This is a genomic window from Dechloromonas sp. A34, from assembly GCF_026261605.1.
GTDB lineage: Bacteria > Pseudomonadota > Gammaproteobacteria > Burkholderiales > Rhodocyclaceae > Azonexus.
Map to the genome: position 1 here is coordinate 3,034,287 of NZ_CP102486.1, position 12,590 is coordinate 3,046,876.

The 12,590-nt window shown below is 66.6% G+C and carries 9 protein-coding genes; 3 read left to right on the forward strand and 6 right to left on the reverse strand.

All coding sequences use genetic code 11. The annotated features are described in order from the left end of the window. Window positions 1-25 precede the first annotated feature (25 nt). The 3 genes from glgB to NQE15_RS15140 form a co-directional block, all read right to left on the reverse strand. Window positions 26-1,975 carry a 1,4-alpha-glucan branching protein GlgB gene (glgB, locus tag NQE15_RS15130; protein ID WP_265942502.1) on the reverse strand — a complete coding sequence of 650 codons (1,950 nt, stop codon included), beginning with the start codon at window positions 1,973-1,975 and terminating at the stop codon, window positions 26-28. 24 nt (window positions 1,976-1,999) lie between these two features. Further along, on the reverse strand, window positions 2,000-2,524 hold the full coding sequence (locus NQE15_RS15135; RefSeq protein WP_265942503.1) for a zinc ribbon-containing protein: 525 nt from the start codon (window positions 2,522-2,524) through the stop codon (window positions 2,000-2,002). A gap of 119 nt (window positions 2,525-2,643) precedes the next feature. Further along, window positions 2,644-2,796 carry a hypothetical protein gene (locus NQE15_RS15140; RefSeq protein WP_265942504.1) on the reverse strand — a complete coding sequence of 51 codons (153 nt, stop codon included), beginning with the start codon at window positions 2,794-2,796 and terminating at the stop codon, window positions 2,644-2,646. 429 nt (window positions 2,797-3,225) lie between these two features. Between NQE15_RS15140 and NQE15_RS15145 the strand changes: the two genes are divergently transcribed. The 3 genes from NQE15_RS15145 (at window position 3,226) to NQE15_RS15155 (ending at window position 9,392) form a co-directional block, all read left to right on the forward strand. Further along, window positions 3,226-6,225, forward strand: a complete 3,000-nt coding sequence (locus tag NQE15_RS15145) for an ATP-binding protein (protein WP_265942505.1) — start codon at window positions 3,226-3,228, stop codon at window positions 6,223-6,225. 197 nt (window positions 6,226-6,422) lie between these two features. After that, complete coding sequence (locus NQE15_RS15150; RefSeq protein WP_265942506.1) at window positions 6,423-7,892, forward strand: sigma-54-dependent transcriptional regulator; 1,470 nt, start codon at window positions 6,423-6,425, stop codon at window positions 7,890-7,892. A 150-nt stretch (window positions 7,893-8,042) separates the two neighbouring features. Beyond that, a complete protein-coding gene (locus tag NQE15_RS15155) occupies window positions 8,043-9,392 on the forward strand; it encodes a cation:proton antiporter (RefSeq protein ID WP_265942507.1) in 1,350 nt (449 codons plus the stop codon). A 23-nt stretch (window positions 9,393-9,415) separates the two neighbouring features. On the opposite strand, the gene NQE15_RS15160 is transcribed toward NQE15_RS15155, so the two are convergent. From NQE15_RS15160 to NQE15_RS15170, 3 genes are read right to left on the reverse strand one after another with little or no spacing between them, the layout of a single operon-like run. Next, entirely contained in the window at window positions 9,416-9,778 is a 363-nt protein-coding gene (locus NQE15_RS15160; RefSeq protein WP_265942508.1) for an EF-hand domain-containing protein, read from the reverse strand. Next, the gene (locus NQE15_RS15165; protein WP_265942509.1) at window positions 9,759-12,338 is read right to left on the reverse strand and encodes a sensor domain-containing diguanylate cyclase; all 2,580 of its coding nucleotides are present in this window, start codon (window positions 12,336-12,338) and stop codon (window positions 9,759-9,761) included. The genes NQE15_RS15160 and NQE15_RS15165 overlap by 20 nt, the downstream gene beginning before the upstream one ends. After that, a complete protein-coding gene (locus tag NQE15_RS15170; protein WP_265942510.1) occupies window positions 12,335-12,589 on the reverse strand; it encodes a hypothetical protein in 255 nt (84 codons plus the stop codon). The genes NQE15_RS15165 and NQE15_RS15170 overlap by 4 nt, the downstream gene beginning before the upstream one ends. Between the last annotated feature and the right edge of the window lies 1 nt (window position 12,590).

The window sequence follows — 12,590 nt, forward strand, 5'->3', positions numbered from 1 at the left end:
GCGACACGGGGGCCCTGCTTCCTGCTCATGTTGCCACCTCCGCCGGCTTGAAGACCAGCACGGCCAGCGGCGGCAGGGTCAGGCGCAGGGAATGGAAGCGCCCGTGCCAGGGCACTGGCGCCGCGTCCACGCCGCCCAGATTGCCCTGCCCGCTGCCACCGTAGAGCGGCGCGTCGCTGTTCAGGCATTCCTCCCAGCGGCCGCCGCGCGGCACGCCGACGGCGTAGTTGGTGCGCGGCAGCGGCGTGCAGTTGCAGACCACGAGCAGGATATCGTCGGCGTCGCGCCCCTGGCGCAGGTAGCTGAGCACGCTGTTGGCGCGGTCGCCGCTATCGACCCATTCGAAGCCGGCGGCCGTGAAATCGTCCTCGTAGAGCGCCCGCTGGGCGCGGTAGAAGCGGTTGAGGTCTTCGACCCAGCGCTGCAGGCCGCGATGCAGCGGATACTGCAGGACATGCCATTCGAGGCTCTCGTCATGCTGCCATTCGCGGCGCTGGCCGAACTCGCCGCCCATGAACAGCAGCTTCTTGCCGGGGTGGGTCCATTGGTAGCCATAGAGCAGGCGCAGGTTGGCGAACTGCTGCCATTCGTCGCCCGGCATCTTGCCGATCAACGAGCCCTTGCCGTGCACCACCTCGTCGTGGGAGAGCGGCAGCACGAAGTTCTCGTTGAAGGCATACCACAGGCTGAAAGTGATGCGCTCGTGGCAATAGGAGCGATAGAGCGGATCGCTGGCGAAGTACTGGAGGGTGTCGTGCATCCAGCCCATGTTCCATTTCATGCCGAAACCCAGGCCGCCGACATAGGTCGGGCGCGACACCATCGGCCAGGCGGTCGATTCCTCGGCCATCGTCTGGGTGTCGGGATGGTCGCGGTAGACGGCCTCGTTGACGTGGCGCAGGAAATCGATGGCATCGAGGTTTTCCTTGCCGCCATGGCGGTTGGGAATCCATTCGCCTTCGCGGCGGCCGTAGTCCAGGTAGAGCATCGAGGCGACGCCGTCGACCCGCAGCCCGTCGGCATGGTAGGTATCGAGCCAGAACAGCGCGCTGCTCATCAGGAAGGCGCGCACTTCGTGGCGGCCGTAGTTGAAGATGTAGCTCTTCCATTCCGGGTGGTAGCCGAGCTTTGGATCGGCATGTTCGTAGAGCTGGGTGCCGTCGAAGTAGGCCAGGCCGTGGGCATCGTCGGGGAAATGCGAAGGCACCCAGTCGATGATGACGCCGATGCCGTGGCGATGCAGGCTGTCCACCAGGAACATGAAATCTTCCGGGGTACCGTAGCGCGCCGTCGGCGCAAAATAGCCCGTGCCCTGGTAGCCCCAGGAGCCGTAGAAGGGATGCTCGGCGACCGGCATCAGTTCGACGTGGGTGAAGCCCAGTTGCTGCACGTAGGGCGGCAGTTGTTCGGCCAGTTCGCGATAGCTGAGGAAGCGGTTTCCGTCCTCCGGCACGCGGCGCCAGGAACCGAGATGCACCTCGTAGATGGAGAGCGGCGCTGCGAGCGCGTTGGCGTCGCGCCGGCCGGCCATCCAGGCCGCATCGCCCCATTCGTAATCGAGGCGCCAGACGCGCGACGCCGTGCGCGGCGGGCATTCCCAGGCCAGGGCCAGGGGGTCGCCCTTGTCGGCCTGGTAGTCGCGGTAGCGCGAGACGATGCGGTACTTGTAGGCCATACCATGAGCGACGCCCGGCACGAAGCCTTCCCAGATGCCGGAGCCGTCGTCGCGCCCGCGCAGAGAATGGCGGTCGGCCTCCCAGTCGTTGAAGTCACCGATCACCGAGACGCGGGCCGCGTTCGGCGCCCACACCGCGAACTGCGTCCCGTCGACGCCATCCTGTTGCCCGGGGTGGGAACCGAGCTTGTCATGCAGCTGGCTGTGGCTGCCTTCCTTGAACAGGTAGATGTCGCGGTCGCTGAACCGGCTGGCGACCGGCTGGGTCTGTTGTTCGCCCCGGGTTTCGCTCGCCGCCATGGTCTCGCCTCCCCTCGCCCGGATTCAGTAGCTCTTGCGGAAGCGCGTGCCCAGGCAGAGTGGGCAGGGAGCGACATGGGCCGTCCGGTCGAGCCGGATGACGTGATCGCAATTGAGACAGGTCAGCGTACCGGCGCTGGTGATTTCGCCGCTCTCGTAAATGATTGCCGCATCGGCTTTGTGCGACCATTCCTGCAGCATTTCACCGCCGCTGCGCAGCACGGTCGCCAGCGTTGCCAGCATGCCGTCGCGCAGACGCTCGGGCTGCAGGTGCTGTCCGGCTTCGCGGCCGAACTGGCGGGCCAGTCGCGCCTGCTCGTCGAGATGGAGGCCGAGGTCGCGACGCAGATACTCCTTGAAGCGCTCGCCCTGCCCGGCAGTTAACTCGCCGGCCGCGGCCAGCCGCTCCCGGGTCTTTTCCATGGCCGCCTCGAACCCTTGCCGGCCCAGGCTGCGCCCGCTCTGCACGGCTTCGGCGACATGCCCGGCAAAGCGGTCATAAGCGGCCTCGAGCCGCTCCTTGCTGTATTCATGTGTGTGATCGCTCATTCCTTCCTCCTTGCCCAAGACCGAATAATGGTCATGCCGGAGAGCAGTTCTTTTTGCTGCGACACCTGTAGTGAGGACCGGCCGGCGTTCGTGAAAGTTCCCGCCGCGCGAGACATGCGTCATATCTGCCGCGATGCGGGCAGCGATTGCGGCGGCAGGAACGGCCGGGCCGTCGAGCGTCCGATCTTGGCCGGTTGCGGTGCTCTGGCAATCACCATGATGGGTGGTGCCCCGGGCAGAAACAGGGTGGTAATTCTGATCCTGATACGCATGGCCGGTCTCCATTTTGGAAAATTGCCAGAATTTCCATTGGCAAACGTGCCGAAAGTGGAATCCAGTATATGAACCGGGCCTGGAAGGCGCTGTCAGACCTAACCGAAACGTCGGTAGGAGGATTCCTGCATGCCCGGGCACTGTTCCGCGACCGTGTTGTCCTGCAGCGGAGACTCCCGGGCGGGGCGACGCCGGCTTGCCGCTTGGGGCGACCGCCAAACGGCTCATGGTCGGAACTTCTTACCGCCGACCCGGAAAAATCTACAAGGTCTGCCCGGCCCGGCCTCGCCGGCGGCGCATCGCCGCTTGCGGCCGAAATGGCGCTACGGTGGCCGAAAGCTGCATGACGTTTTGATTTTTCACCCGGCACGGTCGTCCCGGGTCGCGGTTTCAGGTTTGGCGCTTTTTTTGCTTCTGTATCGCTTGCCATGACCAGGTTTTCAGCCCTTTTCCGCCGAATCGACGCGTTCTGGCCGAGCGCTTCGCTACGCACCTATCTGGTCGCCATGATCCTGCTGGCGACGCTGCCGATTGGCCTGTTGATGGGCTACTGGATCTTCACCGATCTCCAGGGGGACCAGCAGCGCATAAAGCTGGAGTTGCAGCAGTCGGCCAATTCCCTGGGCCAAATCGTCGAACGCGAGTTGGTTTCGTCGTTCGATGCCCTGACCATTCTCGCCGGCACGGATGCCATCCGGACCCACAACATCGTCGCTTTCGAAAAGACACTGCGCAGCACCCGCGCGCAGTTGCATCCGAACTGGCTCAGCGCCTACCTGCTCGACGAGCGGGGCAATCTGCTGTTCGACACCAGCTCGCAAAAACCGACCGGACGGTCGCGGCCCTCCGCCCCGCCGGCGGACGGCGCGAACAAACCGGCAGTTGGCAAGCCGGCACCGCTTGTCGATCATCGTCCGGACAAGGGCACCGTCGTCATCGAAGTTCCGGTGCTGGTCGATGGCAAGCTGCGCTACCGCCTCGGCGCCTGGATCGCTGCCACCGTCTGGCAGGACTTGCTGTACAAGGCCGGGACTCCGGCCGGTGCGGTGGCCGGAGTCTATGACCGGGAACACCGCCTGATTGCCCGAACCACGGCGCCGGCGGCATTTGTCGACGATACCCTGCCGCCAATGCTGGTCGGCTCGATCGGCAACGCTGCCGCGGGACTCCACCGGACCCAGCGCAGCGCGCAGATCGCCACCTACGATGCCTGGAAAACCATCGCCGTGGCCGGCTGGGTGGTCGATGTCGGAATGCCGGCCGGGCCGTTCGACGCCCGCCACAAGCGGGCGATCGTCCTGGCGCTGACGACCGGCTTGGCCTGCCTGGTCCTCGGCGTGGTCCTGGCCCTGCTGATGGCCCGCCGGCTGACCCATCCGCTCGATCAGCTGGCAACCGACCCCCGCAGCCAGGCCGGCAAGCGGATCGTGATCCGTGAGGTGGCGCAGTTGCGCGACGCCCTGGTCGCAGCCAAGGATCAGGAGGAAACCGTTCAAGCCCGCTTGAAAGCCAAGCGCGATCTGCTGCAACGCAAGGCCGACGAGTTCGAAACCCTGTTCGAAAGCAGCCCGATCGGCCTGGCCTTTGCCCAGGACCAGGCCTGCCGCGAGGTGCTACACAACGCCGCAATGAATGTGCTGATCGGCCCGCCGACGGCGCCGACGGCCCGCTTCCATCAAGGCCGGCAGGGCCGCCTGGAAGACGACAAGCAGCCGCTGCAGCGGGCCGCGGCGCGCGGCGAGTCGGTCCGCGGCCTCGAACTGGAACTGGTCAGCGAAGGCCAGGAACCCCGCTACGTACTGGTCAGCGCGGTGCCTCTATGCGACAACAACGGCCTGCCACGCGGCGCCCTCAGCGCCGTGGTCGACATCACCGTGCGCAAGCGGACCGAAGCTCATCTCGCCAGTGCCGAGAAAAATCTCCGCGAAAGCCAGCGCCTGATCGAACTGGCTCAGGAGGCCGGCCATCTCGGCTTCTTCCACTATCGCTTCGAAACCGACACGATGGCATGGACGCCGGGCCTCGCCCGCCTGTTCGGTATGGCGGCGGTGGCCAGGGAAAGCACCCTCGGCGATTTTCTGGTCAGCGTCGTCGACGGCCATCGCGAACGCATCGAAGCCGCGTTGCGCCGTGGCTGCGCCGACGAGCAGGACGAAGAGACGCTGGAATTCCCGATCCGGCTGCCCGACGGCACCGAACGCTGGCTGTCCTGCCGCATCATGACCAATTACGGCGACCATGGCCGGCCGCTGCAGATAACCGGCGTCAGCCTCGATATCAGCGACCAGAAAGAGGCGGAGCGCGGCCGGGCGGCGCTGATCCAGCGCGAACATGCGGCGCGCCTCGAAGCCGAGGCGGCGAACCGGGCCAAGGACGAATTTCTCGCCATGCTCGGCCATGAATTGCGCAATCCGCTGTCGGCGATTGCCGCGGCCATCGAGGTATTGAACCGGGTCGATCCCGGCGCCGACAATGCGACCAGCGCGCGCGCCGTGATCCTCCGCCAGACCCGTCATCTGGCTCGCCTGATGGACGATCTGCTCGATGTCGGCCGGGTCATCGCCGGCAAGATCCTGCTTGCCCGCCAGCCGCTCAACCTCGTGCCGCTGGTCGAACGGCTGGTGGCGACCATGCGCCTGACCGGCGTCGCCGACCGCCACCAGTTGTACGTCGCGCTCGACGAGGTGTGGATCGACGCCGACGCGACGCGCATCGAACAGGTCGTTAACAACCTGCTGACCAATGCCCTGAAATACACACCGGCCGGCGGACGCATCGACGTCAGGGTCGCCAGCGAGGGGACGCAGGCAGTACTCGAAGTCAGCGATACCGGGGTCGGCATCCACCCGACGCTGCTGCCCAAGGTCTTCGACCTCTTCGTCCAGGCCGAGCGCACCCTCGACCGGCGCGCCGGCGGCCTGGGTATCGGGTTGACCCTGGTCCGCCGCCTGGTCGAACTGCACGGCGGCACGGTCGGCGCCGCCAGTTCGGCCGCCGGCACCGTATTCACGGTACGCCTGCCGGCCGTCGAGGCGCCGGCCGGCGCGCCCCAGCGCCTGCTCGTCCCGCCCTCGCGCCGTCGCCGGATCGGGGTCATCGAGGACAACGAAGATGCGCTCGACTCCCTGCACAAGCTGCTGGAACTAGACGGCCATTCGGTCTGGTGCGCGACCGACGGTGTCAGCGGGCTGGCCACGCTGCTCGAAAACCGCCCCGACGTGGCGGTCGTCGACATCGGCCTGCCCGGGCTGACCGGCCTCGAAGTCGCCAAACGCAGCCGTGCCGCCGGCTATGCTGGGCGGATGATCGCCCTTTCCGGTTACGGCCAGGACAACTTCGGCGCGCAGGCCATGGCGGCCGGTTTCGACGCCTACATGGTCAAGCCGATCGATGCCGCCGAGCTGCGCCGGATGCTCGCCGAAGACTGAGCCGCGGCGGCGCAGGCTTTTCCGCCCGGCCGGGCCGGCCGCTGGCCGCCAATTTCTCCGGGCCGCCGAACTTCGACCGGCTTCGCTGGTCGACAATCCATCAAGTGTTGATTAATTCGTCATGGCCAACGGTTGTATGCGGACCGGCTAATTGAGCCGGCGTCTGTACCTTTGGTCGCGGAGATGGAGAGACTGACATGGGTCATGTGTTGATCGTCGAAGACAATCTCGACTCGGCGGAGATGATGGCTGCGCTGGTCGCCACTGAAGGATTCACCGTGGCGGTCGCCAATAGGCTGCGCGATGCCCGGCAGCAGCTGGCCTTGCACCCGCCCGACGTAGTCTTGCTCGATCTGAAGCTGCCGGACGGCAGTGGCATCGAATTGTTCGACGATCCGACCCTGCTCGAAAACTCCGAAGTGGTGTTGATCACCGGCCATGCCAGCCTGGAAACATCGATTCAGGCCTTCCGCCTGGGCGCCGCCGATTACCTGATCAAACCGGTGACGATGAAGCAGCTGCAGGGCATCCTGTCGCGCGTCATACGGCCGGCGGTGCTCAAAGTCGAGTTGGCCACGTTGAGTGAGGAATGGGAACGCAGCGGCCGTTTCGGGCACCTCTGGGGACGGTCGCCGGCGATGCACCGCGTCTATGAGCAGATCTCGCGTGTCGCGGCGACTGCGGTCACGGTTTTCATCACCGGCGAGAGCGGCACCGGCAAGGAAATGGTGGCGCATACCGTGCACGACCTGAGCCGCCGCCGCAACGAGCCGTTTCTGGCAGTGAACTGCGGCGCCATTTCGCCCAACCTGATCGAGAGCGAGATTTTCGGCCATGAGAAAGGCAGCTTCACCGGCGCCGACCGCCAGCACCTCGGCTTCTTCGAGCGGGCCCACGGTGGCACGCTGTTTCTTGACGAAGTCACGGAAATGCCGCTCGAACTGCAGGTCAAGCTGTTGCGCGTACTCGAGACGGGAACGCTGATGCGGGTCGGCTCGACGCACAGCCAGGAAATCGACGTCCGCGTCATCGCCGCCACCAACCGGCCGCCTGACGAGGCGGTGGCGGCCGGACGGTTACGCGAGGATCTGCTTTACCGGCTCAACGTCTTTCCGATCGAACTGCCACCGCTGCGCGAGCGGGCCGACGACATCGCGCTGCTCGCCGCGCAGTTCCTGGCTGACATCTGCCAGCATGAAGGCCAGATCAAGCGCCTTTCCCCCGCGGCGCTCGCTCGTCTGGCGGCTTATCGCTGGCCGGGCAACGTCCGCGAACTGCGCAACGTCGTGCAGCGCGCCTACCTGATGGCCGCCGACGAGATCATCACCGACCAATGGCTGCCCTGCGATGCGCCGGATGCCGCGCGCCCCGCCACGCCCGGCGACGGCCGTTCGATCACCCTCCCCCTCGGCACGACCCTGGCCGAAGCCGAGTATCAGTTGATACTGGCCACCCTGCAGCACTTCAACAACCACAAGGAACGCACCGCCGCCGTGCTCGGGGTCAGCCTGAAAACCCTCTACAACCGGCTCAAGGAATACGCCGCCGCCAATGCCGGCAGCGCCGGGGCGGCCGGAGACGAGCCGCCTGCCCAGGCGTTGCCCGATGCTCGGCTGGCGGTTGTCCGGCCCGATGGCGACCAGGAATCAGGTCTGATCGCCCGGTAGACGCGGTACGGCCGGATTACACCAGAAAAATTGAAAGATTCGGCCGGGCGGGGTTCAAACACCCATCTTCGATGTTTTGCCGGGCCTGCCGCTCCGCTGCCGCGGGCGGCGGTGCCCCTCCTTCGCTTTAATCTTGAGGACCGGGCTGCGATGTCTTTTTCGTTGTGGGCGCTCGTCATCGGGGCGCTGCTGATCACCATGGCCCTTGCCGGTTCCTTGCTCAAGCGTCTGCCGGTGAGTGCCTCGATGCTCTACCTGGGGGTCGGCTACGGCCTCGGCAGCGCCGATTGGGGGCCGATTCCACCGGACCCCCAGGGCTATGCCGCCCTCCTCGAACGGGTCAGCGAAGTGGCGCTGCTGATTTCGCTGTTCTCGGTCGGCCTGAAGCTCGGCCTGCCACTGACCAACCGCCAGTGGTACCTGCCGCTGCGTCTGGCTTTTCTCTCGATGGCGCTGACCGTCGCGCTGATCGCCGCGACCGGCTATTTCCTTCTCGGCCTGCCGCTCGGTGCCGCCATCCTGCTCGGCGGCATTCTCGCCCCGACTGATCCGGTTCTGGCCTCGGATGTCCAAGTGGACGAGCCCGGCGACCGTGATCGCCTGCGCTTTAGCCTCTCTGGCGAAGGCGGCCTCAACGACGGCGCCGCCTTCCCCTTTGTCTTTCTCGGCCTTGGCCTGCTCGGCCTGCACGATCTCGGGCCGGGCGGCTGGCGCTGGCTGGGCGTCGATCTGATCTGGGCCATTAGCGGCGGCCTGACTATCGGCGGCCTGCTTGGCACGATCATCGGCAAGCTCGTGGTCTATCTGCGCACCCACCACCAGGAAGCCGTCGGGCTCGACGAATTTCTCGCCATGGGCTTGGTCGCCCTCGCCTACGGCACGGCGCAGGTTTCCTACGCCTCCGGTTTTCTCGCGGTTTTTGCCGCCGGTCTCGCCTTGCAGCGCTGCAAGGGCCAGTCCCAGGAGAAACCGCTGTCCACCGATGGACCGGCCGGGCTGCGCGGCAAGCAAGCCCACCTTGCGGTCGCGACCGATCCGGAATTGGCCGGTGCCTACATGATGCAGGCCGTGCGCGGCTTTAACGAACAGATGGAGCGCATCGCCGAACTGGTCATCGTCCTCGTCGTCGGCGCCATGCTGCCCTACAGCCGCTTCGACTGGACGGCAATCAGTTTTATGCTGCTGCTCTTCATCGTACTGCGCCCGCTCTCGGTCTGGCTCGGCTTGCTCGGCGCCACGGTGTCGCGCGATCAACGGCTGCTGATCTCGTGGTTCGGCATCCGCGGCATCGGCTCGATCTACTACCTGATGTTCGCCCTGCACCACGGACTATCCGGCACCACCGCCGACCTGGCGATTACCCTGACGCTGACGACAGTCGCGGTGTCGATCGTCGTTCATGGCATCTCGGTAACGCCCCTGATGAAGCTCTACACCAGCCGGCAGTTCCGGAAGAGCCAGCTTCCGGACGGCGAAAATCGCCGCCATGAACCGCGCTGAGCCGTCCGTCGGACTACCCGAGGCTATTGGTTCGGCGCTTTGTAGATGGCCCACGCCCGGCGGAACTGGGCTCGCGTCAACTTGCCGCTGCGCCGGCTATCGACGCTCCGGAAAGCCTCGCCGAAGCCGAGCAGGTCTTTGGTGTCGTGGCGAGTCACATAACCCCGGCGGCCGACATCGAGTTCGTCGAATACCGCATCGGCACTTTTCAGATCGCTCGGCAAGGCCGGTTTGATGATTTCCGGCGGCGTCGTCGGCGGCAGCGGCGATGCCGCCGCCTTCCCGGCATCCGGCGCCCCGCCGTCGGCGCCATGCCCGTTCAGCGCCGTGAGCAGGACGGCGGTCAAGGCCAGATTCCGGTACCACCTAGAGTTCGCTTCTTTCATGATGTCCACCATCCTGACCACCGTTGCGGGCTGACCTCCCGGCGGGAGCGTCCGTGCCTGATTCCTTGCCGTTCGTCCGCGCCCCGCCGTTGGCGGCGGTGGCCGATCGATCCGCCGGCGCCGTCCGCTTCGTTTCCCCGGTGGGTCCGGCCGGGACAGCCGGTTCGTTGCGGTCCGCGCCGTCCGCCACGTCCGTCTCGAGCTCCGCCGTCCACCGCTTGACCCGGTTTCGACCGCTGTTCTTGGCGGCGTACAGGGCGCTGTCCGCCCGGCGCAGCAGATCGTCCGGCGCGTCGGTATCGAGATCGGCGACGCCGATCGACACCGTGACGGCGGGCAGTTGCGTCCCTTTGTGGTTCAGCGTGCAGGCGCCGATTTCCTCGCGGAGCTGGTTGAGGCGCGCGACGGCCTCGTCGATATGGACGCGCGGCATGAGGATCGCCAGCTCCTCGCCGCCGACCCGGCAGGCGATGTCGTAGGCCCGCACGAAGTGGCGCAGATGCTCGGCAACCTTCTTGAGCACCTCGTCGCCGGCCTCGTGGCCGAAATTGTCGTTGAAGTTCTTGAAATGGTCGATGTCGAGCATGGCCAGGATCAGGCCTTCGCCGGTGCGCTCGGAACGGCTGCGCTCGCGGTTAAGCGCCTCGTCGAAATAGCGGCGATTGTAGAGATCGGTCATCTCGTCATGGACCGCCTGTTCGCGCAAGGAAATACGCAGGCGCAGGTTGCCGAGCGACAGCTTGAGCGCATCGGCAAAGGTCTCGGCGCCCCAGGCGGCGCTCTGCAAAGCTTCTTCATCCATCGTCTCGTAGGCCACCAGATGGAGCACGCCGGGACGGTCGAAACTCTTCAGCAGGGGGGCGCATATCGTGTGCTTGATGCCCGGCGGCAGCGCCCGGTCGCCGCCGAAGTGGCTGCACACCGGCGACAGCACATGCTGGTCGGGCTCGATGCTGGACTGGTGCAGGCGCCCGCGGCGCACGGCCCAGCAGTCGGCCTCCATGGCGTGCTGGACAGTAAAGGACTCGCCCCAGCTGGCGGCAACCGTCATCAGGCCGCCATTGTCGGCAAAAGTCAGGGCGCCGCTCCAGCGCGGGAAGAGCTGCGGTCCGCCCTGGACGATGATCTGCTCGCTCTCGGCCTCGCTCTCGCAAAGTTGCAGCAGTTCGGTGAGCTGCTGCAGGCTCTCCATGAATTGCTGCGTTTCGCCCATCTTGTGGACGACTTGCTGCAGTGCCGTGTTGTGCTCCGCGGCGTGCGATTCCGCCTCCTTCAGGCCATTGATATCGACCAGGTAGGCGCGCAGCAGCTTGCCGAGGTTTTGCCGCTCGGCGACCACGTGGAGCAGATACCAGGGCCAGCTGCCATCGGCTTTCGCCAGTCGCACTTCGCACTGCGCCTGCGCGCCCGGCCGGGCGACGGCGCTCCGCACCGACTCGGCCAGACGCGGGGCGTCGTCGTCATGGACCAGCGCGTCGAGCGGCTGGCCGGCCGCCGGATGCGGCTCGGTCTGGCCCAGCGCATCGTGCAGGTTCGATGACGCCTGACGCAGCCGATGCGGCGCCTCGGCGTCGAAGGTCAGCACGATTACCGGCCCCGAGGCGAACAGCCGGCGCTCGGCGAACAGCAGGTGTTCGACGCGCTTGGTCCGGCTGATATCGAGCTGGGTGCCCACTATGCGGCGCGGGCTGCCGTCCGGCTGCCGTTCGACGACCTGGGCATGGACCAGGACCCAGAGCCAGGCCCCGCTGGCCGAGCGCAGGCGCACTTCGCAATGCACCCGGTCACGTTCGCCGGAAGCGAGTTCGCGCAGCAGGCGCTGGGCCTGGCCCAATTCACGCGGATGACAGAGCTGCGTCAGGGGATCGCGCGCTTGGCGAAGCCAGTCGCAGTGCGGGTCGTCGTGGCCGAGCAGGCAGGACCAGGCACCGCCGTAATCGACTTTTCCCGAAAGCAGATCCCAGTCGAAGACGGCCACATTGGCACTCTGCAACAACTGGTCGCAGCGCCGTTCGTGTTGGCCGATGCTCGCCAGTTTCGCCTGATCCAGCACCTGCAGGCGGCTGGCCAGCTCGGCGTCGGCGGCGCGCAGGGCGGCGATTTCAGCTTGACCGGTGAGCAGCGCGCGGCCGGTCAGATGGCGGCTGAACAAGAACAGGCCGATCACGGCCAGCGTATCGAATGCCGCCAGCCAGGCCAGCCCTTCGCCGTCGACCGCCATCGCGCGGCTTGCCAAAGCCGGCCAGTGCGCCAGGTGCATGAACTGGGGGAGCAGCCAGCCGGTGGTCAGCAGCAGGTTCGCTGCGCTACTGCGCCACAACACCGGCGGACGCCGCGCCAGCAAGGCCAGGGCCGTCAGCACGGCGGCGAAAGCCAGCAGCGCGGCGAGGGCCAGGCCGTCCGGCGACTCGACCCAGGCCGGGCCGGCGGCGTCGGCCAGGGCGCCTACGAGCGGCGCCAACAACGCGCTCGCCGTGAGCAGGCCGGCGGCGCCGAGCAGGCGGCGGAGCGAGGGCGGCTCGCTGCTCAGCTGCAAGGCCGGCACGGTGCAGCCGATCATCGGCAGCAGCAGAAGCAGTGCCAGGTTCCGGCTGGCGGCGATCGTCTCGGGGGCGCGTAGGCCAACCCGGCGATCAGCGCGGCGGCCGACCAGGCCACGGCCACCAGACTGCCGTCGAGCAGCAGCTGGCCCGGCCGATTGCCGCCCTCGGCTGGCGCCAGCGTCCGGGAGAAAAAGGCGAAGCAGGCGCTGGCCGCCAGGGCCAGCCCGAAGGACAGCGCACTCAACTCCGCGTTTTGCACAGCCAGCATG

Bases quoted from the DNA above. Each gene is read 5' to 3' on its own strand.
- glgB (WP_265942502.1), bottom strand. From the start codon at position 1,975: ATGGCGGCGAGCGAAACCCGGGGCGAACAACAGACCCAGCCGGTCGCC.
- NQE15_RS15135 (WP_265942503.1), bottom strand. From the start codon at position 2,524: ATGAGCGATCACACACATGAATACAGCAAGGAGCGGCTCGAGGCCGCT.
- NQE15_RS15140 (WP_265942504.1), bottom strand. From the start codon at position 2,796: ATGCGTATCAGGATCAGAATTACCACCCTGTTTCTGCCCGGGGCACCA.
- NQE15_RS15145 (WP_265942505.1), top strand. From the start codon at position 3,226: ATGACCAGGTTTTCAGCCCTTTTCCGCCGAATCGACGCGTTCTGGCCG.
- NQE15_RS15150 (WP_265942506.1), top strand. From the start codon at position 6,423: ATGGGTCATGTGTTGATCGTCGAAGACAATCTCGACTCGGCGGAGATG.
- NQE15_RS15155 (WP_265942507.1), top strand. From the start codon at position 8,043: ATGTCTTTTTCGTTGTGGGCGCTCGTCATCGGGGCGCTGCTGATCACC.
- NQE15_RS15160 (WP_265942508.1), bottom strand. From the start codon at position 9,778: ATGAAAGAAGCGAACTCTAGGTGGTACCGGAATCTGGCCTTGACCGCC.
- NQE15_RS15165 (WP_265942509.1), bottom strand. From the start codon at position 12,338: ATGATCGGCTGCACCGTGCCGGCCTTGCAGCTGAGCAGCGAGCCGCCC.
- NQE15_RS15170 (WP_265942510.1), bottom strand. From the start codon at position 12,589: ATGCTGGCTGTGCAAAACGCGGAGTTGAGTGCGCTGTCCTTCGGGCTG.